The 23,073-nt window shown below is 49.0% G+C and carries 21 protein-coding genes; 11 read left to right on the forward strand and 10 right to left on the reverse strand.

All coding sequences use genetic code 11. From position 1 onward, the window contains the following. The first annotated feature begins 3 nt into the window (after nt 1-3). The 5 genes from narH to HQN60_RS10535 all read left to right on the forward strand — a co-directional run bounded on the left by narH (nt 4) and on the right by HQN60_RS10535 (nt 4,579). Nucleotides 4-1,557 (forward strand): nitrate reductase subunit beta, encoded by a 1,554-nt coding sequence (narH, locus tag HQN60_RS10515; protein WP_173533597.1) that lies wholly within the window; start codon nt 4-6, stop codon nt 1,555-1,557. Nucleotides 1,558-1,566: 9 nt separating this feature from the next. Next, nucleotides 1,567-2,241: a nitrate reductase molybdenum cofactor assembly chaperone gene (narJ, locus tag HQN60_RS10520; RefSeq protein ID WP_173533598.1), complete on the forward strand. Its 675-nt coding sequence runs from the start codon at nt 1,567-1,569 to the stop codon at nt 2,239-2,241. A 2-nt stretch (nt 2,242-2,243) separates the two neighbouring features. After that, nucleotides 2,244-2,930, forward strand: coding sequence for a respiratory nitrate reductase subunit gamma (gene narI / locus HQN60_RS10525; protein WP_173533599.1), 687 nt, complete (start codon nt 2,244-2,246; stop codon nt 2,928-2,930). Between the two features lie 70 nt (nt 2,931-3,000). After that, nucleotides 3,001-3,741 carry a peptidylprolyl isomerase gene (locus HQN60_RS10530; protein ID WP_173533600.1) on the forward strand — a complete coding sequence of 247 codons (741 nt, stop codon included), beginning with the start codon at nt 3,001-3,003 and terminating at the stop codon, nt 3,739-3,741. A gap of 229 nt (nt 3,742-3,970) precedes the next feature. After that, nucleotides 3,971-4,579, forward strand: coding sequence for a histidine phosphatase family protein (locus HQN60_RS10535; RefSeq protein ID WP_173533601.1), 609 nt, complete (start codon nt 3,971-3,973; stop codon nt 4,577-4,579). Between the two features lie 76 nt (nt 4,580-4,655). On the opposite strand, the gene HQN60_RS10540 is transcribed toward HQN60_RS10535, so the two are convergent. Continuing rightward, nucleotides 4,656-6,074: a DUF2252 domain-containing protein gene (locus tag HQN60_RS10540; protein WP_173533602.1), complete on the reverse strand. Its 1,419-nt coding sequence runs from the start codon at nt 6,072-6,074 to the stop codon at nt 4,656-4,658. A 501-nt stretch (nt 6,075-6,575) separates the two neighbouring features. On the opposite strand from HQN60_RS10540, the gene HQN60_RS10545 reads away from it, so the two are divergent. From HQN60_RS10545 to cueR, 3 genes are all read left to right on the forward strand, one after another. Continuing rightward, nucleotides 6,576-6,773, forward strand: a complete 198-nt coding sequence (locus HQN60_RS10545) for a heavy-metal-associated domain-containing protein (protein WP_173533603.1) — start codon at nt 6,576-6,578, stop codon at nt 6,771-6,773. A 147-nt stretch (nt 6,774-6,920) separates the two neighbouring features. Next, nucleotides 6,921-9,326, forward strand: coding sequence for a heavy metal translocating P-type ATPase (locus HQN60_RS10550; RefSeq protein ID WP_173533604.1), 2,406 nt, complete (start codon nt 6,921-6,923; stop codon nt 9,324-9,326). 56 nt (nt 9,327-9,382) lie between these two features. Further along, the gene (gene cueR, locus HQN60_RS10555) at nt 9,383-9,778 is read left to right on the forward strand and encodes a Cu(I)-responsive transcriptional regulator (RefSeq protein WP_173533605.1); all 396 of its coding nucleotides are present in this window, start codon (nt 9,383-9,385) and stop codon (nt 9,776-9,778) included. Between the two features lie 166 nt (nt 9,779-9,944). Here the strand turns inward: cueR and HQN60_RS10560 are convergent, their stop codons facing one another. The 6 genes from HQN60_RS10560 to HQN60_RS10585 all read right to left on the reverse strand — a co-directional run bounded on the left by HQN60_RS10560 (nt 9,945) and on the right by HQN60_RS10585 (nt 16,894). Continuing rightward, nucleotides 9,945-10,319, reverse strand: coding sequence for a hypothetical protein (locus HQN60_RS10560; RefSeq protein WP_173533606.1), 375 nt, complete (start codon nt 10,317-10,319; stop codon nt 9,945-9,947). A 37-nt stretch (nt 10,320-10,356) separates the two neighbouring features. Next, entirely contained in the window at nt 10,357-13,467 is a 3,111-nt protein-coding gene (locus HQN60_RS10565) for an efflux RND transporter permease subunit (protein ID WP_173533607.1), read from the reverse strand. Between the two features lie 9 nt (nt 13,468-13,476). Further along, nucleotides 13,477-14,571 (reverse strand): efflux RND transporter periplasmic adaptor subunit, encoded by a 1,095-nt coding sequence (locus tag HQN60_RS10570; protein ID WP_173533608.1) that lies wholly within the window; start codon nt 14,569-14,571, stop codon nt 13,477-13,479. Continuing rightward, nucleotides 14,568-15,092 (reverse strand): hypothetical protein, encoded by a 525-nt coding sequence (locus HQN60_RS10575; protein WP_173533609.1) that lies wholly within the window; start codon nt 15,090-15,092, stop codon nt 14,568-14,570. The genes HQN60_RS10570 and HQN60_RS10575 overlap by 4 nt, the downstream gene beginning before the upstream one ends. Further along, nucleotides 15,089-16,288: a TolC family protein gene (locus tag HQN60_RS10580; RefSeq protein WP_173533610.1), complete on the reverse strand. Its 1,200-nt coding sequence runs from the start codon at nt 16,286-16,288 to the stop codon at nt 15,089-15,091. The genes HQN60_RS10575 and HQN60_RS10580 overlap by 4 nt, the downstream gene beginning before the upstream one ends. A 201-nt stretch (nt 16,289-16,489) precedes the next feature. Beyond that, nucleotides 16,490-16,894 carry a hypothetical protein gene (locus HQN60_RS10585; RefSeq protein ID WP_173533611.1) on the reverse strand — a complete coding sequence of 135 codons (405 nt, stop codon included), beginning with the start codon at nt 16,892-16,894 and terminating at the stop codon, nt 16,490-16,492. Between the two features lie 378 nt (nt 16,895-17,272). Here HQN60_RS10585 and HQN60_RS10590 point away from each other — a divergent pair, with 378 nt between their 5' ends. Together HQN60_RS10590 and HQN60_RS10595 are read left to right on the forward strand one after the other, a co-directional pair. After that, entirely contained in the window at nt 17,273-17,875 is a 603-nt protein-coding gene (locus HQN60_RS10590) for a hypothetical protein (protein WP_173533612.1), read from the forward strand. Next, the gene (locus HQN60_RS10595; protein ID WP_173533613.1) at nt 17,872-18,813 is read left to right on the forward strand and encodes a DUF2157 domain-containing protein; all 942 of its coding nucleotides are present in this window, start codon (nt 17,872-17,874) and stop codon (nt 18,811-18,813) included. The genes HQN60_RS10590 and HQN60_RS10595 overlap by 4 nt, the downstream gene beginning before the upstream one ends. 247 nt (nt 18,814-19,060) lie before the next feature. On the opposite strand, the gene HQN60_RS10600 is transcribed toward HQN60_RS10595, so the two are convergent. After that, complete coding sequence (locus HQN60_RS10600; RefSeq protein WP_173533614.1) at nt 19,061-19,996, reverse strand: LysR family transcriptional regulator; 936 nt, start codon at nt 19,994-19,996, stop codon at nt 19,061-19,063. A gap of 144 nt (nt 19,997-20,140) precedes the next feature. Here HQN60_RS10600 and HQN60_RS10605 point away from each other — a divergent pair, with 144 nt between their 5' ends. Next, nucleotides 20,141-20,740, forward strand: a complete 600-nt coding sequence (locus tag HQN60_RS10605; RefSeq protein WP_173533615.1) for a short chain dehydrogenase — start codon at nt 20,141-20,143, stop codon at nt 20,738-20,740. Between the two features lie 285 nt (nt 20,741-21,025). Here the strand turns inward: HQN60_RS10605 and HQN60_RS10610 are convergent, their stop codons facing one another. Both HQN60_RS10610 and HQN60_RS10615 read right to left on the reverse strand, forming a co-directional pair. Further along, nucleotides 21,026-21,628, reverse strand: a complete 603-nt coding sequence (locus HQN60_RS10610) for a hypothetical protein (protein WP_173533616.1) — start codon at nt 21,626-21,628, stop codon at nt 21,026-21,028. A gap of 55 nt (nt 21,629-21,683) precedes the next feature. Further along, nucleotides 21,684-22,625 carry a S8 family serine peptidase gene (locus HQN60_RS10615; protein ID WP_217390105.1) on the reverse strand — a complete coding sequence of 314 codons (942 nt, stop codon included), beginning with the start codon at nt 22,623-22,625 and terminating at the stop codon, nt 21,684-21,686. Between the last annotated feature and the right edge of the window lie 448 nt (nt 22,626-23,073).

The following is a 23,073-nucleotide window of genomic DNA, read 5'->3' on the forward strand; positions in this document are numbered from 1 at the left end:
GTTATGAAAATTCGTGCTCAAGTAGCGATGGTCCTTAACCTTGATAAATGTATTGGTTGCCATACCTGTTCGATCACCTGTAAGAACGTGTGGACTAGCCGAGATGGTGTCGAGTATGCCTGGTTTAACAATGTAGAAACCAAGCCTGGGATTGGTTATCCAAAAGAATGGGAAAACCAAAGTAAATGGAAAGGTGGCTGGCAGCGCAATGCTAAAGGTCAGCTTGAACCTCGGCAGGGTGGAAAATTACGGATTTTAGCCAATATTTTTGCCAATCCGAACTTGCCCGAAATTGATGATTATTACGAGCCATTTACTTACGATTATGAACATTTGCAAAATGCGCCAGAGATGCAAACACCGCCAACGGCTCGCCCGATTTCGGTGTTAACGGGCAAAAAAATGGACAAAATCGAATGGGGGCCGAATTGGGAAGACGACCTGGGAGGCGAGTTTGCCAAACGCAGTAAAGATCAATTGTTTAAAGATATCGAAAAAGAAATGTATTCGACATTTGAAAACACTTTCATTATGTATTTACCGCGTTTGTGTGAGCATTGCTTAAACCCAGCTTGTGTCGCGTCATGCCCATCGGGCTCTATTTATAAACGCGAAGACGATGGCATTGTTCTGGTTGACCAAGATAAATGTCGTGGTTGGCGGATGTGTATTTCGGGCTGTCCGTATAAAAAAATCTATTACAACTGGGATTCAGGGAAAGCGGAGAAATGTACGTTTTGTTATCCCCGCATTGAAAGCGGCCAGCCAACGGTCTGTTCTGAGTCATGTGTTGGCCGGATTCGATATTTAGGTGTTTTGCTCTATGACGCCGATCAAATCGAAGCGGCAGCGAGCGTGGCCAATGAACAAGATTTGTATGAAGCACAGCTTAAAATCTTCCTCGATCCAAATTTACCTTCGGTGATTGAAGAGGCTCGCAAGCAAGGTATTTCTGATTCGTGGCTCGACGCAGCTAAACGATCGCCAGTGTATAAAATGGCAGTTGAGTGGAAGGTGGCATTTCCATTACACCCTGAATATCGCACTTTGCCGATGGTATGGTATATCCCGCCTTTATCACCAATTCAAGCTGCGGCCGAACGTGGCGTTTTGGGGCGCAATGGGATTTTGCCCGATGTGAAAGAGTTGCGAATTCCGGTGAAATATTTGGCCAATTTACTCACTGCGGGTGACGAAAAACCAGTGCTATCTGCGCTGGACAAAATGCTCGCGATGCGCGCTTATATGCGTAGCAAAACAGTAGATAAAGTCGACAATTTGGATGTGCTAAAACAAGTTGGACTATCGCAAGCGCAAGTCGATGATATGTACCAAATCATGGCGATTGCCAATTATGAAGATCGTTTTGTGATTCCATCAAGCCACAAAGAAGTCGTTGAAGATAGTTTTAATGAAAAAGGCAGTTGCGGCTTTACTTTTGGTAATGGCTGCTCGACGGGCGTTTCTTCAGGGACTTTATTTGGTAAGAAAAAAGAGGGTTCGATTATTTTTGTCGAGATGCCTAAATCACGCAAAAAATCAACTCAAGAAGAATAGGGGGTATCTATGCGGAGCTTTCAAATACTATCGGCTTTACTGCAATACCCCGAAAAGGCCTTGTTAGAGGCTTTGCCAGAGATTCATGCAGAGCTAGAGCATTGTTCGACTGAAGTTCACACTTCGATTGCGCCGCTTTTGGCTTATTTGGCGCAGCATGATTTGATTGAACTGCAAGAAAATTATGTTGCCACGTTTGATCGTAATCGAACCTGTAGTTTGCATTTATTTGAGCATGTGTACGGGGAAAGTCGAGAGCGGGGCCCAGCAATGGTGAGCTTGATGCAGGAATACACCAATCACAATTTTTTGGTGGTTGCCGATGAATTGCCGGATTTTTTGCCCATGTTTCTCGAGTTTTTGGGGCAAACCGATGAAGCGACTGCCGCTGAATTTTTGGGTGAATCCATTCATGTGATCGCACGGATTGGTGACAAGCTTGATGAAGGAGAGAGTCCTTATCATGGCGTATTTACCGCTTTACGCAGTTTAACGGATGTTGAACCTTTGCCATTGGCAGAGCCACCCGTACGAGACATGGATGAAGTCATGGAGCAGTTTGGTAGTGGGGTAGATGGCATTGAGCCACTGCTCAGCCCGAGTTTGAGTCATCAGGCAACAACGCAAACGATACAGTTTTATCCACGTACGGCTGCCCCGGTTGGCGCCTCGCAAGGAGTTTGACGATGGACTACCTTCAATATTTTATTTTTGGTATTTATCCTTATATTGCGCTAACTATTTTCCTTTTGGGCTCTTTAGTCCGTTTTGAGCGCGAGCAATACACTTGGCGATCCGAATCAACGCAAATGATTCATCGTGGGCAATTGCGCTTAGGTTCAAACTTGTTTCATATCGGGATTATTGGCGTATTTTTGGGGCATTTAGGCGGACTACTCACTCCGATGGCAGTGTGGCAAGCCTTGGGGGTGACCCACGAAGCAAAACAAATCTTAGCGATGACGGCAGGGGGGATTTTGGGTGGTTTAGGCATTATTGGCTTGCTGATTTTACTCTATCGCCGCTTTAGTAATGAGCGTTTGGCAGCAATGACGCCAATGCGAGATAAAGTGGTATTGCTGTGGTTGTTAGTCACCTTAGGTTTAGGTTTACTGACAATTCCATTGTCGATGGCGCACTTAAACGGCGACATGATGGTGATGTTTATGGAGTGGGCGCAGCGAATTGTGACCTTTCGTGGTGATGCCGCGCCGTTTGTTATTGGTTCTCCTTTAGTGTTTCAGCTGCATATTTTCTTTGGAATGACGTTTTTTATTATTTTCCCATTTACTCGTATGGTGCATGTCTGGAGTGGTTTTGCCAGTGTGACTTATTTGGGACGAGCTTGGCAGTTGGTCCGGCCGCGCGCTTAATTTAACGCATTACATGATAACGGCGAACTGAGTTCGCCGTTTTTATTGGCAAATAAAAAAGGAAATAGCGATGGGAATCTCGGTGAATGGGGTGGATATTAGTGACGATGTGATTCAATTAGAGCGGCAAATGCAACCGGATAAAACACTTGATGAGGTCGTCAAAGAAGTTATTTTACGGACGGTTTTGCTGCAAGAGGCGCAAAAATTAGACGTTGCAGGTCAAGATGACGATGAAATCATTGGTAACCTATTAGATCGAGAAATCAAAGTGCCGCAGGCCGATGCGGCAAGTTGTCTGCAATGGTATGAGCAGCACCCGTCAACCTTTGTGCAAGGGGAGTTGGTGACGGCCAGTCATATTTTATTTCAAGTCAGCGAGACGGTCCATTTGGAATTATTGCGGGCGAAGGCCGAGTCTATTTTGGCGGATATATTGCAAAATCCAGCCTTGTTTGAGCAATGTGCTCGGCAGTATTCAAATTGCCCTTCTGGGCAAGTGGGCGGCAGTTTAGGGCAGTTTTCGCGCGGCGAAATGGTGCCTGAATTTGATAAAGTGGTGTTTGCGCTGCAAGCGGGGGAAATCTCGCCGCGCTTATTAGAAACTCGTTTTGGTTTACATATCTTACGCTGTGAGCATAAGCTGCTTGGCAAAAGATTAGATTTTGCGATGGTGCAAAATAAAATCGCGCAGTATTTACACGAAGCGGCCACTCGGCAGGGAATGAATCACTATTTGCAGCAAAAAGTGAGAGCGGCAAAGATAGAAGGGTTTGATCTTGTCGGCGCCGAATCGGTGCTCATGCAATAGCGAATCAGAATGCATTTTTGGCTGCAATGTTGATATGTTTTTTCATTTTTTAGTGATCAGCGCTTGTGCAAAGCATGAACATAATGATTGGTATTACGGTGTAAAGCGCTAAAATTATGCTTGCTAAGCCAATACGCAGCAGGGGTATTGTCAAGCGCTGGTGTTATTCCCTTGGGCTTTCTGTTTAAAAGGTTTTACACTTTACCCCTTTTGATCCGAGGGGCTTTTGATGTCACGTACCATCTATTTGCTACGGCATGGACAAACGAAATTTAATCTCGAACGTCGCATGCAAGGGCATTGTGATTCCGCCCTCACTGAGCTTGGTGTGGCGCAAGCGCGAGCCATGGGCGCGACTTTACGGGCAGAATTGGGCTCGCTGGACAATTGGCAAGTGTTCGCCAGCCCACTGGGCAGAACCATGCAGACCGCCGAACTGGTTTGCGCCGAGCTAGGCTTAGCCAGTCGCTGTATCCAGCCAGAGCCACGCTTGATTGAAGTCGGTTTTGGTGATTGGGAGCAGCAGCAAGTTCAAACTCTGCATACGCAATATCCTCACTTAGCAACGCTACCGGATTGGCATTTTCAAGCGCCGGGTTGTGAAGCCTACGCCGATGTGGTGCAGCGACTTGAAAACTGGCTTGCCGATGACACCTTGCCAGATCAGCTTATTGTGGTGGCGCATGGCTTATTAGGGCGCATTTTACGCGGGATTTATGCCCAATTATCGCCCGCTGCGCTGTGGGAGCAAGATATGCCGCAAGATGCGTTTTTCCGCTTACAAAATGGCAGTCTGACCCGCATTGAGTGCCAGCCCTTGCCTATCGTTTCCGTGTAACTTGTTTAGTGCCGCTATAGATTAAACCCAAGCGACGTGGTTTCGCTTGGGTTGTTGCTGGCGATTGATTGCCGCGCTAAGAGCCTTGGTTGCTCATGCTACTGACAAAATCGGCTTCAGATTGCGCTTGCAGTCGGCCACTTTTACACGCGGTTTGAAATAGCGTGTAATCCTGTTCGCTTTGGTCGGCATAGTTACGCGCATAACGCATCATGGTCATGGCAAATTCATCATCCTCACCCAAATAGCCCGCAATTTCGCCCGCAAAACCACCGCTGCGCGCATGCGCACGCGCCAGCACCCAGCCACACAACTCACCATACAGCGTCATCATTGATGGGGTATAGCTATCGATGGCTGGCGAGATTTTCATATCGCGCAATTGGCGGAAGTAAAAATGATGATTGCCGGCACTAGACCAGCCCAAAAAGATATCACTAAACGCCTGCATTAATCGCTTGCCAACCACCACGCGCTGCCCTTCATTGCTATACGGTGATACCCCGCTAGGTACATACGGCGCGAGTACCGAAGGGCGAGCTTCTTTGATTTGTAAAAATAAAGGTTTATCTTGCTCATCGGTCAGTAGTAGCGCCAAGCAACGCGTGCCGACACTGCCTACGCCGACGACTTTGCAAGCCAGATCTTGCATCGTAAACCGTGATAGTAATTGGCGGTGGCTGATGCTGATGGTGTTTTGGTATTCACTAAATAATTGCTGTGCCAATGCTTGGCGATTGCCTAATAAAATTTCGCGCTCATGTTCACCAAAGATGCTGTTCTCACCAAAAATATGAAATAAAGCCGGTAATTCATCGTTAATTTGCCAGCGGCCATCGACCTTGCTGCTGATTTTGGGTAGCAAACGTTCGTGGGTACGCTTTTGAGCGCGTTTCATTTCTTTGCTCAGCTGCTTGCGTGCGTCTTTGTCGGTAATATTGGCCAGCAGTCGCTCATAACTAATTTGGTCATACCAAATTTGCATCGCACCTTGCTCGGCATACTGCGCGATCCAATGCTGATAACTACGCACCAATCGATAGACCGTTTCATCGGCCGCCGCTGCAGAAAACCCTGAGCTACGTGAAGCTAAAACAAAGCTGGCTGCCAAGCGTTTTATATCCCATTCCCAAGGCCCCGGGTGGGTTTCATCAAAATCATTCAGATCAAATAACAGCGTGCGCTCGGGTGAGGCAAAGCCACCAAAGTTAGCCAAATGCGCATCGCCACAAATTTGCTGAATGATGCCGCTGTGTGGCGTGGCCGCTAAATCATGCGCTTGCAGCATGGCTGAGCCACGAAAAAAGGTAAATGGCGACACCAGCATTCGGCCATAACGCAGAGGAATTAAGCGTTCAATTCTGCCTTGACTGCTGGCAATGAGTAGCTCGAGCGGATCGCGTTGAATATTGCCTAAAGTGGCATGCGCGGCAATTGGCGCTGCTTGACGTCGTGCTTGTCCTTTGCTGAGTTGCTGTTGCAGTGCATTGAGCATAATGACAACTCCCAAATGAATTGCCGCTTAGTTTATCAGCTTCACGGCAGGGATTCTGTAGGCTTGTCGTGTTCTAGTGGCTTGTTATCGTTAACGCAAGCGATCGTTAAGGCTGGAAAGCATTGCGCAGGCTACACTCGGTGAGATAGCTTTTACATTTAGCGCCACTGAGCCAAATGCCCCATTGTGATGGGGTATTTTTTTGCGTGTTCAGCGGCAAAAAAATTAAGCAATGCCTGATCGCAAGGTTGCATCAAAAGGGTTTGCCTGATTAACACACCAATGCTTGAGATGAAACCCGTCAGAAAAAAGAAGCCGAAAAAGCCGAGCAATTCGGGTACTCACTGATGCAAATTACCGCAATGTTTGGCGCATCATTGCAAGCAGTGACGTCGTCCGGCTAATAGGAAATATTTCCATGAGCACTTGACCTTGCCATGATGGCAAGCTTTATCGTGCATTCACGGTCAACGTTGGCCGATGCTCAATGGAGAACAGACTATGTACACACTTAAGGTCGCTAAAATTGCTTGTGGTGGCTGCGCCGCTAAAATTAACACCGTTTTGAAGACCGTAGATGAAGCCGCCGAAATCGTCATTGATCGCATGGCGGGGATTATTCAAGTGAAAAGTGATCTCTCACTCGATGAAATTCGAACGGCATTGGATCAAATCGGTTATCCAACTGCTGTGATATGACGCTCATGTCTTATCCCTTTCCAGCCCTGTGTCTCCACAGGGCTTTTTCATTTTTGCCTCTTTGTACCCAAAAAATATCGTACTTGACCTTCCTATTGTGGCAAGGCTGAGACTCTATTCATTGACCACAAATAAGCCGTCATCATCATGAAAAACGCATCTTTATCATTAAACGCAGATCGGGAATTAAGGCTCGACATTATTGGCATGCATTGTGCGAGTTGTGTGGCGCATATTGAAGCGGCATTACGACAAACGCCGGGCGTGATGAGTGCCGCAGTGAATTTGGCGATGGAAACCGCGCAAGTCAAACTGCAAGCCGGTCATGATGAGGGCAGTGTACTCAATGCGGTGGCCAAGGCTGGTTTTTCAGCCAAGCTGGTGAATGCATCGCGCCTCGACGTTGAGCAAACGGTTAACTTGAGTCTTAGTGGTATGAGTTGTGCCAGCTGTGTTGGGCGGATAGAAAGTGCTTTGCTGGCCACAACAGGCGTGGTTGCTGCCGTGGTCAATTTAGCGACTGAATCTGCCCAAGTGCGGATTACATCCGGCGTTAACGTGGCCACACTACTTGATGCCGTTGCTGGCGCGGGTTACCAAGCTCGTCTTTTAACGGTCGATATCGTCAACACCACTGCGGTGAAGTCGTCACCGTTTTGGCCGATAGGCTTCGGCGCTTTACTGTCTTTGCCCTTGGTACTACCGATGCTGGTCGAGCCCTTGGGGATGCATTGGATGTTGCCGGCGTGGGTGCAGTTTTTATTGGCGACACCGGTGCAATTTTGGCTAGGTGCTCGTTTTTATCGCTCGGCATGGCATGCGGTACGCAATCGGCGCGGCAATATGGATTTGCTGGTGTCGCTAGGGACCAGTGCCGCCTATGGATTGTCGCTTTATCACTGGTTATTTGATGCCAGCCAAGGCGCTTTGTACTTTGAGGCAGGGGCCGTGATCATCACCTTGGTGCTCTTGGGTAAATGGCTGGAGGCCCGCGCCAAACAGGAAACTACGGCAGCGATTAAAGCGTTGCAAGCCTTGCGCCCCAGCGTCGCTCGAGTGCGTAAAAATGGGCAGGATATGGAAATGCCACTCGAGCAGGTACAGCTGGGTGATTGGGTGCTGGTCTTGCCGGGGGAGCAAGTGCCTGTTGATGGTCTGGTACGAGAAGGTGAAAGTCAGCACGATGAATCCATGCTCACTGGTGAAAGTGTACTGGTCACCAAGGAAGTGGGTAGCAAAGTCACTGGCGGTGCAATTAACCATGATGGCGTTTTACTGGTTGAAACCACAGCTTTAAGTCGCGAAAGCACGCTCGCACGCATTATTCAGATGGTAGAAGACGCTCAAGCGGGGAAAGCGGCGATTCAGCGCCTCGTTGATCAAGTCAGCGCGGTGTTTGTGCCGGTGGTGCTCGTGATTGCACTGACGACTGTGCTGGCGTGGTGGTTTTGGGCCGGCAATTTAGAAACCGGGATTTTGTATGCTGTGGCGGTGTTGGTTATTGCTTGTCCTTGTGCGCTGGGTTTGGCAACGCCGACGGCAATTATGGCCGGGACTGGCGTGGCGGCAAGGTTTGGCATTTTGATTAAAGACGCCGAGGCACTCGAACTGGCCCACAAAGTACAAGTGGTGGTATTTGATAAAACGGGTACGCTGACCGAGGGTAAACCTCATCTCGCCGAGCTCATTGCTCATGATGGCGAACAGGCTGAAATGCTGGAATTGGCCGCCGCATTGCAACGCGGCAGCGAGCATCCACTGGCTGTTGCGGTGATTGCCAAAGCCGATGTTGTTCAACGCCATCAAGCAGATCATGTGCAGGCTTTGCCAGGGCGCGGCATTGCGGGTGATATTGCCGGCACACGCTACTTACTGGGTAATCAGCGTTTAATGCAAGAAAAAAACATTGATCTGAGCGTGATGCAAGCTGCGCATGATCAGGCACTGGGCCAAGGTTATACCGTGTCATGGTTAGCGCGTGAACAAGACTTGTCCTTGATCGGGATGCTGGCTTTTAGTGATGGCATCAAAGCCAGCGCGAAAGACGCGATTTCGCAACTGCGGGCCTTGGGGGTAAAAACGGTGATGTTGTCGGGCGACAATCGCTTTGCTGCACAGCGGGTTGCTAAGCAGTTGAATCTTGATGAAGTGATCGCCGAAGTCTTGCCGCATGAAAAGGCCGCACACATTGAAGCGATGCGTGCTCAAGGTCAAGTGGTAGCGATGGTCGGCGATGGTGTGAACGATGCGCCGGCACTGGCTGCCGCTGATGTTGGGATTGCAATGGGCACCGGTACCGATGTGGCGATGCATGTGGCCGGCGTTACGCTAATGCGCGGTGACCTGCAATTGGTGAGCCAAACGATTGAAATCTCGCGTTTGACTTACCGTAAAATTCGGCAAAATCTGTTCTGGGCATTTATTTTTAATGCCATCGGAATTCCTTTGGCTGCATTTGGATTGCTCAACCCAATGATTGCGGGTGGTGCAATGGCATTCTCTAGTGTTAGCGTGATATCTAATGCCTTATTATTGAAGCGCTGGAAACCCTAGCGCCATCTGAATAGGGGTATCGCCCCTTTTTTATGGAAAACGTAAAAGGATAGGCAATGAATATCGGACAAGCCGCCCAGCTCAGTGGGCTTAGCAGCAAAATGATTCGACATTATGAAAGCCTAGGGCTGATCAAACCTCAAGGGCGTAGCGCAGCAGGGTATCGAATCTTTAATGACTTTGATCTGAGCCAGCTTAAATTTATCCACCAAGCGCGGGTATTGGGTTTTTCGCTGGAACAAATTGGGCAATTATTGCAGCTCTGGCATCAAGAAGATCGCGCCAGTATGGATGTGAAAATGCTTGCCGAGCAGCACATCAATGCACTCAACGCCAAAATTGAATCAATGCAACAGATGAAACACACCTTAGAGCAACTGATCGACATCTGTCCGGCGAGCGCCGATCCGAACTGCCCGATTTTAACATCGCTATCTAGCGCTGCCATTTGAATCAAGTTCACGCCAGCGGCGATTGTGTTTAAACCCCTGCGCTTCAAGTTTGCAACCACTCGCTTGCAGTAGTTTATTTGGTCAAAGTGATGACTTTATATAGTAGGGAAGGGTATTGCCACGCATACTTTTATTTTTAAAGGCATGATGGCAATACCCATAGATTTTACTTCAAAGAGAAGCGAAACTGTTCAGCCGGTTTTCCCGGTAACGTGACTTTTAACAAAGCTTTGGTGCCAGCAACGGCTTTATATGGGCCGTACACCATAAACGAATTGTCGCCCGATGGGGAGATCTTCACGGTTTGTTTTTCGCTGCCATTGAGCAAGGTTAATTCGGCGAGCGCGCCTTTGGTCGCAATGGGCTTATCACTGTGTGTCGTCAGATACACCATCAGCATATTGCCCTGGGTGCTCAGTTCGGCGCGAGTCCCGGTGCTCGCTTCGGCCATCACGCCCTGATGCGCTGGTTTCATTTCACCATCGGCCAACGCCATATGAGATAGCAAGACCAAGCTGAGTGTGAGTAAGGTTTTTTTCATGGTATTTCCTTCAGTCATTAATGCCCGTTAGGCAAAGTTAAAACGTGGTTGCGCTCTGATCATCGACCAAACGTTGCAAGGGCTTTTGGCCAAACAACCAGAACATCAGCGGCGTGAGTAAAGTATCGAGTAAGGTCGAGCTGACTAGACCCCCAAAAATCACCACCGCAACGGGGTGGAGAATTTCTTTACCCGGCGCATCAGCAGCAAATAGCAGTGGTGTTAAGGCCAGCGCCGCGGTTAATGCCGTCATTAACACCGGCGTTAACCGTTCTAGCGAGCCGCGCACGATCATCTGTTTGCTGAAGGTTTCGCCTTCAAATTTACACAGATTGATATAGTGGCTGACTTTCAAAATACCGTTGCGAGTGGCAATGCCGGTCAACGTAATAAAGCCGACCATCGATGCCACAGACAAGGTAATGCCCCCCAGCCACATTGCCACCACACTGCCGATGAGCGCCATTGGAATATTGGCCATAATCACCGCCGCCAGCACCGCAGATTGGTAGCGCGTGTACAGCACCATAAAAATCAACGCCAGCGATAAAATCGACAATAAAGCAATCAGCCGCGTCGCGTCTTCTTGGGCTTGAAATTGTCCTTCCAGACTGACGAAATAGCCTTCCGGCATGCTGTTTTCGGCTAACACGCCGCGCATTTGGGCGATGATCTGCGCCATATCGCTGCCATCGGTATTGGCCGAAATCACAATGCGCCGCCGACCATTTTCTCGACCGATTTGATTGGGGCCATCGCCTTCCTCAATCGTTGCCACTTGCGACAGCGGCACCTTGCCATGCGGGGTATCAATCAAGATATTGGCTAAACCCGCCGCATCTCGTGCCGCATCCGGCAGGCGAATCACCAGATCAAAGCGCTTATTTTGATCCACAATTTGTGCCACTGTATCGCCTTCGCTTAAGGCCTCTAGCGTTTTGAGTAAGGTCCCCGGCGCAACGCCAAGCTGCGCAGCACGGTCGTAGTCAATTTGCACTTTGATTTGCGGAATCAACACTTGCTTTTCAATTTGCAAATCGGTCAGCCCTGGAATTCCCGACAGTTTTTGTTGCACGTCAGCCGCTTGAGCGCGCAGTGTATCGAGATCATCACCGTAGATTTTTAAGGCAATTTGCGCCCGAACGCCCGAGAGTAAATGGTCGAGTCGATGCGAAATCGGTTGGCCCAACATCACGGTGGCAGGCAGGCTGGATAATCGTTGCCGAATATCCGCCAAGACTTCGTCGCGCGGTCGATCCGAAGCTTTTAAGTCAATATCGAGCTCGCTGGTATGCACGCCCTCGGCATGCTCATCGAGTTCGGCCCGACCGGTACGGCGGCCAACGCTTTCCACTTCTGGGACATGCTGCACCAGTGTTTCAGCCAATTGCCCAATGCGATTGGACTCGGCCAACGACGTACCCGGATTAAGCAGCAGGCTGACCAGCAAAGTGCCTTCGTTAAACGCGGGCAAAAATGCGCGCGGCAAAAACGGCAGACTCGCCATTGCCACCACCAGCATGAGCACGCCACCGGCCAGCAGGCTGCGGGCACGATCAAACGAACCTTCTAATAAGCGTTGATCGTGGCGTTTTAGCCATTGCACCAGCTTGGAATCGCCATGCTCGATCTGCTTCATTTTGGGTAATAGGTAGTAACACATCACCGGTGTGACGGTGAGCGCCACCAATAAACTGGCCAAAATCGAGGTGATATAAGCGATGCCCAAGGGGGCAAATAAGCGTCCTTCCATCCCCGGCAAGGCAAACAGCGGCACAAATACCAATACCACCACCAGCGTTGCCACCACCACGCCCGAGCGCACTTCATTACACGCATCGGCAATCACTTTGATCGAAGCGATCGCACCTTGCGGCTTTTTCTCCTTTAAGCGCCGCAAGACGTTTTCAACGTCGACCAAGGCATCATCGACCAGCTCGCCAATGGCAATGGCCAAACCGCCCAGCGTCATCACATTCACCGATAAATCCAGTGCTTTGAAGATGAGAAAGGTCAGTGCTAACGACAAAGGAATCGCCGTCAGCGAAATAATCGTGGTTCGGGTGTTCATTAAAAACAGAAATAAAATCACCGCGACCATGATCGCGCCATCGCGTAGCGCTTCTTCGACGTTATTGACCGAGGCTTCAATAAAATCGGCCTGACGGAACGAGACTTTGGGCGTGCTGACGCCAGCCGGTAATGATTTGCTCAGACTGGCTAACGCCGCTTCAACCTCACGCGTTACCCGTACCGAGTCGGCAGTTGGTTGTTTTTGCACGCCGATAATCACCGCCGGCTGGCCACCAAAACCAGCATCGCCGCGTTTAAACGCTGGCGCAAACTTCACCTCGGCCACTTGCTTGAGTAGCACCGGCTGGCCGTTGTTCACTTTGACTGCCAGATTTTGCATGTCGGCTAGCTTGGTGGTGCGGCCCATATTGCGAATCAAATATTCACGCGCGTTTTGTTCCAAATACCCACCACTGGTATTGCCAGAGAAGCCATTGACTGCTTGCTCTATGTCTTCATACCCAACAGACAACTGCGCCATCATTGCCAAATTGGGTTCAACCCGAAATTGACGCACTTCGCCGCCAATGGGAATGACCTGCGCCACGCCCGGAATCGACAGTAGGCGAGGGCGTAGTACAAAATCAACGTACTCACGCACTGCCATGCCTTGCTGTGGATTCGCGCCTTGCGCCACAATTGGAAAAGCAATCAGCATAATTTCGCCCATGACCGACGATATTGGGCCCATTGTTGGACTAATACCGTCAGGCAGTTGCGATTTGACCTCGGCTAATCGCTCGGCAACCAATTGTCGATTGCGATAAATCTCCGAGCCCCAAGCAAATTCGGCATAGACAATCGATAATCCCACGCCCGAAACCGAGCGAACACGGGTGACGCCGGGCATGCCATTGAGTGAGGTTTCTAGCGGAAAGCTAATTAATTGCTCGACTTCTTCGGGCGCCATCCCGCCCGCTTCGGTCATGATGGTCACGGTGGGTTTATTTAAATCCGGAAACACATCCACCGGCATTTTGCTGGCGGTATAGCCGCCATAAATCATCATGATCACCGCAATGGCGACCACAAACAGCCGGTTTTTTAAACTGGCATTCACAATCCAACTCAACATGATGCTTTCCTATCGAATCTGGTTAATCAGATTGGCGCCTTGCACCACGATGCGCTGACCGTCTTTAAGCTGGCCGACCAAAACGCGCTGACCATCGAGTGGCATCGGCTGCACTGGCACGGCGCGTAATATTTGGGCTTGTTCTAGCACCCAGACGACGTTTTGATTGCTGGTGTTTTTGACAATGGCGCTGGCGGGCAATACGACGCCACGCGTTGGTTCACGCGTCTTGGCGATCACTTTCACTACTTGATCTAAGGCCAGCGGCATCGCTTCGTTCGGCGCGAATAATAAGGGCAAAGCGCCATTACGCATTGCGCTAGCGCCGCCTAAATAGCGCAATTGGACGCCATTAAAGGCCGCGCTTTCGATTTGCGTTAGCATTGCTGGGTCGTAAGCCAGTGCTTCAATCAAAAAGCCTTTGGGATCGACAATTTCAAACAAGATGGTGGCCGGATCAATCATCTGACCATTCACCACATTGCTGCTGGCCAGTACGCCGTCCAAACTGGCGCGCAAGGCTTCGCCGCGACGGGCGGTTGATAAAGCGGCGCTGCGCGCTTGAATCGCACTGAGCTGCGCTTGCGCGGCTTCAATTTCTTTGCGTGGTACCGAGCCTTCGAGTTGGCGCAGGCGTGCCAAGTTTTGTTCGGCCTGCTTTAAGTTAGCGCGGGTTTCGGCTAACTCGGCTTGCTGCTGCGCCGTGTCATAGCTGCTTTGTGCTGGCTGAATCCACGCCAGAATTTGCCCTTTTTTAACCCGGCTTCCCAATAGCGGTAAACCACCTGCCGGTGCGCTAACGCGTCCACCGCTACTGGCTTGCACGCGGGCGCCATGATTGGGGTTCATCACCACATGGCCGTTGAGCTCGATGGTTTTTGCCGCCGAACTGGTTTGTGCCAACTGGGTTAGCACACCGAGTTGATATTGGGTGAGCTTGGGTACCAACACGCGGCCATCGGGTAGGCGCTGTGGTTTATTGGCGGTTTGCGTCGCTGGTGCTGCATCGTGTGCATGATTGTCATCGCCATGGGCCGATGCCGTGATTGGGCTAAGCGCGGCAACGGCCATGGTTAAGCTGAGGATGATTGCATTGCGTTTCATAATTTGTTTCCTCCACGGCGGCGCAATGCCACCAGCAGCAGTAGCAGGGCAGCAACGCCGCCACCAATCCATAGCCAAGTTTGAATGTGTATGTGTGGTGCATTCGCGAGTGTCGGTGCCGCGACGTTTAAGGTGGTGCCGAGCAAATCAGACTGTTCGCCCGCGAAGAGCGTCAGCGTGAGGGCATGCTCGCCGGTTTTGGCTAAGGGCGCGGCTGGGGCTTGATAAATCCCTGAGGCGACGGCGGTGAGTTTGGCTTTAAACGCACCGCTTTCGACTTCGAGGCTGGCATCGCTAACGGGACGGTTGTCGGCAAAACGATTGAGGTAAACCGTGAGTATTTCCCCGTCCATCTGTGCTAGCACTTCAAAATCGCTCGATGCACTTTCAGCGCTGGGTACGCTGGTTAAGCTCGCTTGCGTGGCGGCCGTTTGTGGTGCTGCGCTATGATCATCATCGCCATGCGCCCAAGCTGCAGTGTTAAGTATTAGGCCGCAGATCAATACAGTAATACGTTTCATGGCAATACCCCAAGTGTTTGTAAATATCGTGAATCGGCACGGCCCAGTTCTAATTCGGCGCGCTGCACGGCAAAGCCGCGCTCAAGAAAATCACTTTGCGCGGTCAAAAAAGCCGTCAAACTGGTTTGTCCGGCGCGGTAGCTGCGTTGTTGCCATTGCCATGCTTGCGTCGCCAGTTGTAAACGCTGTTGCGCCATTTGCAATTGCTGATTCGCCAGCGTCAGTGCGTGGTGCGCCATTTGCTGCTGAGTGCTGATTTGCCGCTCAGTACGCTGTACTTGCGTTTGTGCGCTGATCAATTCGCTATTGGCGCTTGTGACGCGGGCTTGAGTGCGTCCCTCGGCGCCAAACGGAATACGCATGGAGATTTTGCCGCGATTTTTGTAGTCCTCATCCGGCGCGCCACGTTCACGCGTTAGGCTAAGCGCCAGCTCGGGCGTGTCGCGGGTGTCGTATTGCGCTTGTGCCAATTGTGCCAGCGCTAACTCGGTCTGCGCTTGTAAAACTTGGCGCTGTGGATGAACCATCGTTTCGAGCGCAAGAGGGCGCGTCTCGGGCTGATCCGGTAACGGGATGTCACCGGCTAGCGCCTGAAACTGCTGCAAACTGTCGTTCAATTGCTGCGCGCTGAGCGCCAATTGCAACTGTGCTTCTAGCCATGCTTGATGGGCTAGATTGACATCGAGCGGAGCAACTTCACCGGCTTGAAGCTGGCGCTGTAAATCGTGGTGTATTTTTTCTAAGGCCAGCAGTTTTTGCTGCGCGCTGTCTTGCGCCAGTTTGGCCAAACGAGCGCTCCAAACGGCCTCACGTAGCGCACCGGCCAGCGCCCAGCGGCTGAGCATCCACTGGCTTTGTTCGAGCTTGGTCAATTGATTGACTTGCGCCAAGAGGCGATCTTTTTGCCCCCATTGCCACAAAGGAATGCCCAGCTCGGCTTCATATTCACGCGAGCCTTGGCTTGGCGATAAGTTGTCGTCGAGCGAATTGCTACCCGAAAGCGTGAGCGATAAGGGCTCTGGTGTTATCGACTGCGCATGACGCAGCGCGCTCAGTGCTTTGCGTTGCTGCGCCGTTTGTACTGGCGCATCGATTTGGCTGGCCAGCGCAAAGGCTTCTTTGATCGTTGCCGCGTGTGCGGGCAACGCGATCAATGTGCACCACAAAATGGGCGCATAAAATCGTTTTGATTGCATGGTGTACCTATCATCATGTCTACAGAACATCGGCCAATAGCGTGTATTGGCCGGTCAGTAAGAAAAGACGCATCAGTCGCCGCAGATTCAATCCTCTGGCCGCAAAAAAGCGCAGCAAATTAACGCGATACGCGCGTAATTTCGCTAAGTCATCCGCGAAAAAGCCAGAGCAATTAAAAAATAGGTCGGAAACGCGCCTGATTAGGCGCGCAATTTAGGCGGGTCTTCGAGCGGGGCTAGCGTCACACTGCATAAGGTGGCAGGTGCAGCATCCACCAAGATGGCAGAGAAAAGCGGTATTGCAAACAAAGGGTCCAGCAAAATGGAGTTAAGGCTGGTTTGGCACGCTTTGGCGCAATCGGTGGTTGTCACCGGCATTGGCTCATGCACATGAACACTTTGCTGACCAAAAAGACCGAGATGAATATGCAGCTGCTCGCTGCTTGGGGTCTGGCTTAAGTGGGGTGCGCTGGCATCATGTTGATGCGCGGCATGCTCAGTATGAGCGCTGGCTATTTTTGCATACGCAGGCATCTGTGCCAGCACGGAATTAACTGGCAGCACCAAGGCCAACACGCAAAAAAAGAAGAGACGCAGCGATTTCATCCCATGAGCTTACATTAATGCAAATCGCATGTATAGCAGCAGCTGACGCCAACTTAAAAACTAAAAGCATTTATTTCTAAGCTAACTGGGTTCAAAAATGCAGTATGAATTGAATGCTTACTGCCGTTCGGTCATGCCGGTGATTTTGCTTTATTCATCTGGCGATATATTCTCTGCGCAATAGCGGCAGTAGTTAATACTCACAAACGTATTTCTTACTTGGGCCTTTGCTCTATGATTTCGTAAGGGATAATATCGACCAAGAAAAGCGTGTTTCGTCGTGAATCAAGGTGCGGGTATCGTCATCCTCTGAATCACAACAAGTGATAAGCAATATCAATGCGAACTGCTAAGCCGGTTGCGGCGAAGGAACACAATATGGCGGCAAAGAATTTCTTTAAGGATAATTTCGTACTAATCATCGGATTGGCCTTGCCGGTGCTACTGATGATTGGGTTTATGGTGGCTAGCGCTTTACCCGCTTCGGGGGAGCCGCCGAAATACAGTCTCGTTTTCAGTATTAACGATTACCGCAGCAATCAATCAATGCCGATTTCGGCGAACCTAGTCGTAAAAAATGGTGTGTTAATGGCGCAGTACACCCAGCTAAAAGACCGTAATAACAACTATGGTTCCTACTGGCCAAAGTTGTATTTATTCGATGCGAAGACACAAGGAGTACGCGAGCTGGAGTTTGGCCTGCCTAATGCCGCTGATCAAATCAGCGGCACCCGTGAAGAAGTCGTTCAGAGCACGAAAGGCTTGAAACTGTCGACCGAGCTAAAATCGCCGGATGGTTACGAATTGAGTGACCGCTATCAACACCGTGGGCTGTTCAACGAGATCTTCTTCGGCTGGGGTCGTAGTTCGAGCAATAGCATGATTAGCAACGGATCACGCAATGTAAAATTGTCGCCAGACGACGGGCGCACTTATTTTTACAGCGGACAGGCGCAATTTATTGGCTGGGTTATTCCATGATGACAAACCGAGACGATGCACTCAATGACATCATTGCGCTGATGAAAAACCACGCGATAACGATTGATGAAATCACGGGCGCTTTACACGACAGCGCCGAAGTCCAGGCGAAAAAGGGCAGTAGCATTCTCGCGCGCCTATTCGGATATATCGGCGGTTTATTCATTGTTTCAGGCGTGGCCTATTTTATCGGTATGCAGTGGGACGAAATGGGCACGGTTGCGCGAATTTTGGCCACGTTGGGCTTGGGCTACTGCGTATTTATCATGGCCATTACTTGTACTACGCGGCCTAGTCTCGAAAAAGCGGCAACACCATTATTTCTGCTGGCTGCGCTGCTACAGCCAACTGGCATTTTGGTGACGCTGAATGAGTTTTCGCGTGGTGGTAACCCTGCGCATGGCATGCTGTTTATGTGTTGCGTGATGGCGATACAACAAGGGTTTACGTTTTGGGCTAAGGATCGTACGGTGCTGGCATTCACGACGATCTTCTTTGGCGCCTTCTTTTTCGCCATTGCTTTTGATTTGATGCAGGTTGATGCGAACCTGATCGGCGTTGTTATGGGGCTGTCACTCACCTGTATCGGCTGGAGTCTTGGCAAATCTAAGCACCAGTCTTTAGCGCCGATCTGCTATTTATTTGGGTCGATGATGTTCCTGTGTGCGATGGGCGACTGGCTGCGCAATACGCCAATTGAAATCCTTTTCCTTGGTCTAGCCTGCGGCACTATTTTTCTATCGACCGTGGTGCGCTCGGGCGCGCTGCTGACCGTGGGTACATTGGCTACGCTAGCTTATGTCGGTTATTTCATGAATAAGCATTTTGCGGATAGTCTTGCTGGGCCTATCGGCTTGGTGCTGTTGGGCGTGTTGCTGATTGGCGCGGGTGTGCTGGCAGTTAGAATCAACAACAAATACATCAAGCAAACAGGCTAGGCGCCGCAACCGGTTGATGTGCCGTCTTTCGTGTAACCGTTTTGGAATCATGACTGAATCGCTCTGGTTTTTCTAGCGACTGCTGAGCGCTTTGAGATACGGATTTTTATGCGCTACAGGGGATGGCCCATTATTGAAACTATGGCTGCGCTTGGGGGGTAAATCATCCTAATATGTGGCGATAGTTGACCATTTCACGCGGCACTAACGATTGTTAGTGCCGCTAAAAAGTAGATTTCATCAAAATTCATTCCCACATTTTGACCTGCTCAGGTTTTGCAAACCAACTCAGTAGAAAATCCACCAATGCTCGCACCTTGGCTGGCTGAGGTAATCTTTGCGGGTAAATCATATACATAGCCTGGCCGTGCAACTGATATTCAGGCAACACCCGTTGCAGCCGATGATTTTCTACATCAGCAGCCGCTAGATAGCTAGGTAAACGCGCTACGCCAGCCCCTTGCAATGCAAAATTACGCAACAAGCCATAGTCATTTGCCTGATACGGTGCACTGACTTCCGCTACATATAGCTCACCCGAGCGGCTCAGTTCCCAGCGCTGCGGCTGCGCAAAATGCATATTGATAATGCATGGCAACCGAGTTAGCTGCTCAGGATGCGTCAATGGGGGATATTTAGCCAAAAACGCAGGGGTAGCCAGTAGCCAGTCATAGACCAAAGCCAGAGGTCGGCTCACGAGGCGTTCGGGTGGCGCCAAATTGGCGCGAATTGCTAAATCATAGCCATCGGCTTCCAAGTCACGCGGGGTGGTCGACAAATCAAGCTCAACGGTGACATGGGGATATTGTTCCCGAAAATCCATTAATGCTTTAGCCATAAACACGCCACCAAAACTCGTTGGTACCGTTAAGCGTAAATGCCCAGCCACGGTCTGACCATGTTCTTGCAAGGCTTGGTTTGCCGCCTGCATTCGTAATTGCCAATCTTGGCAATGCGCCAGATACACTTTGCCCGCCTCAGTGAGGTTCAGCCGCCGTGTCGTGCGGTAGAGTAATTGCGTTCCTAGCGCACGCTCCAGCTGCTGCACTTGCTTGCTTAACAAGGCCTTGGAAACACCAAGTGCGTTGGCGGCGGCGGTAAAGCTACCGTGGCTCATTACAGCAGCAAATGCCATGGCCCATGGCCAAAGCTGCTGTTCATCGATGCGATTGATTGTCGCCATAGCGTTAACAATGAATCAATAAAAGCCTAGTTTATCGTAAATGTAGCGCCAGATATGATGAATTCATTAACAACCGTTCAATCAAGCTCGACAAATACACCACGACCTTCAAACGAACTTGATAACCACTGATGGAGAAAACAAATGAGAATTTTATTAATCGGCGCGCACGGCACAATCGGACAGGCCATCCAAACTGAGCTTTCACCCCGTCACGAGATCATCACCGCCGGTCGCAATAGTGGTGAAGTTCGTGTCGATCTGAAAGACTTTGCCTCGGTGCAGGCCATGTATGCTCAAGTGGGCGCCGTTGATGCTGTCATTGCAGCGGCAGGCAATCTGCACTTTGGCCCTCTAGCCGATATGACACCGGAGCTAATGGGAATCGGCATTGCTGATAAATTAATGGGGCAAGTTAACTTGGTATTGGCTGGTCAACATGTATTGAATGATGGTGGCAGCTTCACTTTAACCAGTGGCGTACTGTCTCACGACCCCATTGTCTACGGTAGTAGCGGCAGCATGGTTAATGCGGGTATTGATGGTTTTGTCATTGGTGCGGCGATTGAATTGGCGCGTGGCCTGCGTATTAATGCGATTAGCCCGACAGTGCTCACTGAATCGCTGTCCGGATATGGCCCTTATTTCCGTGGTTTTGCTTCAGTGGATGCCGCAAAAGTCGCGCTTGCTTTTAGTAAAAGCGTCGAAGGGCAACAAACAGGTAAAATCTACCACGTTCAATAATCTCCTTATGCAAATCACGCCGCTTGATGTGGCTGGATATGGCGCTACGCTCAATTATTTAGCGTAGCGAGCAAAACTGATAATGCCCCTTTGCAGCAAGGGGCATTTTTATGGGGGTCAATTTCACGACTAAATTTGATTGTGCCGATCGATTCAAGTCGTTAAATTAGTTCTAGTATGTCTGTGGTTTGCAGCTGTGGCTAAAAATGGTGGGTTATAGTTAAAATTGTGGGTTATTTTAACTATAAATTTTATTTAGAATGATTGGTGTAGCCATACTCTGATTTAATTGAAACTAATATTTAAAGAAACTGATATAAATTGGTCGTATTTCGGTTTTTTATTTAGCAAGTACTTTAAGGTTTCCGCTGGTTGTAAAGTACTGCCTGCTAAACGACAGTTCACTGTTTGTACTCCTCCTATATCACCATAGTCTGCTTGGCAGGTTTTTTCTTTTAGCATGCCGCCTAAATAACTTTTCGCATATAAGCTTAGTTTTGAATTTTTTGATAAAAAAGTTTGGAACACAAATCCAAATTTAAACTTTGGATAAATTGTGTATTTCTCTCCATATTCTCCAGTGCTGCCGCCCCATATTAAACCAAAATTTTTATCTATTTTAGTTATCCACGTTAAGCTTAGATCAGTCCAGTTTGTTTTATAAAAGTTTTTAAGATTAATTGCATCACCTAACGAGCTTTCGTAAGATACATTCCTAAAGCTATATATATTATCCGATAGCTCGGAGCCCTGTTTTAAATCATATAAAGACGTCGATTCAAAAACATCTTGGTCGCTTTCTTGTAAATTTTCATAGATGGTATAAGTTTCAGACCTTGAAAATCCAGAGCTAAAACAAAGACATAAAAATAAAATAATATATGCCATTATTTTACTCGTACGCCTTTGTCTTGGTGTTAATGTGATTAACATTACGCTGACTTTATTTTAAGGTTACTGGTGATAAAGCTCTTGATAAGCTTGCCTCACCTTTGCCATGTATTGAGGGGTTATAGTTTTGAATGGTATCGGTTCTAGCTGTAGTTAATAACTGCTTAGTGATTTGAGTGGCAGTCGCTTTGGTAAATTTGCTACCTAAAACTTGAGAGTACCCAGATATGATAGGCGCTGCAAATGATGTGCCATAAAGATTGGTTTTATTACCTTCCACGCCAACCACTAAAAACTGGTTTTGTACTCTTATATCATTGCCGGCATAATTTGAATAACTCGCCATTGTTGCTTTAGATGTGGTGCTACCATTGGTATTTAATGCGCCTGCAAAAATTGCAGTTGGTGCGCCAATTAAAGCTAAGTTGAGATAGTCACTATTTCCAGCATAGGAACCATTGACAGCAACTGCATTATTGCCAGCAGCTTTTACCACGATTGCGGTGCCACTTTTTGCTGCATTGATTAAGCTGCCATGTAAATTACCAAAACCAATTTGATTTACGTTATATCCACTTCTGGCATACAGCCCATAACTGGCATTGACTACGTTCAATCCAGTTTTTGAGAATGCGATTGCATTTTTTCCATTGAAGTCTATTCTGGTCATGTTTCCTGATGGGGCAATTGCATTTATTTCGGCACTGGTCCATTCCCCATGTCTTTGAATTTGATTTACACCGACTAAGTTACCTGAGAATTTATTAGCACTAGAAAAATCATCAATTACATAAACATTGGTGCCTTGGCCTTTATAGCCTTTGTCCCATGCTGCTTTTATGTCTGTGTGCATCCAATTTCTTAAAACTGGCGTTGGTGGCGCTACACTTTTTATTGCAGGTGTTGCTGTTGTTTCTAAATTTAAATTATCTAAAGCTGTCTCTGCTTTAACATTTAGCATAATAAAATTGCTTGTAATTAATAATGCGAACATTTTGGTTTTCATCATCATTCCCCAAGGCTATTTAAAAACTAAATGTAAATTAGTATTGTCTGATATAGGTATCAAGATCGGGATGTGCCGTCCATCTTCATTTCATTGCGTGTAATTATTTGATTTATTGAGCTAGCGAAGTAAGAAATATCACAATAATTAGTAATATATTGAGATACCTTGCTGGGGAATAATACTTAAAGCATTCTGAATGGCGGCTTAGGCGCCTATACCCTGATTAATGACGTAGAAATAACATTTTGGTTTTGGAGACGCGGCGAGCAATCGTGTCGTTGTTTAGGCTTTGCTCAGCCGCCCAACGGTTAGCGCATAAGCCGCGCAATATGCCAAACGAAACCGGATTGAATTGTTTTCGGCTCAATTTTCCGCGCTTACATCTCGTTATTGGCTCGAATACGGCTAGACATTTACCCGTGAAACGAGCCAT

This window comes from Deefgea piscis (assembly GCF_013284055.1).
In the GTDB taxonomy this organism is placed as follows: domain Bacteria; phylum Pseudomonadota; class Gammaproteobacteria; order Burkholderiales; family Chitinibacteraceae; genus Deefgea; species Deefgea piscis.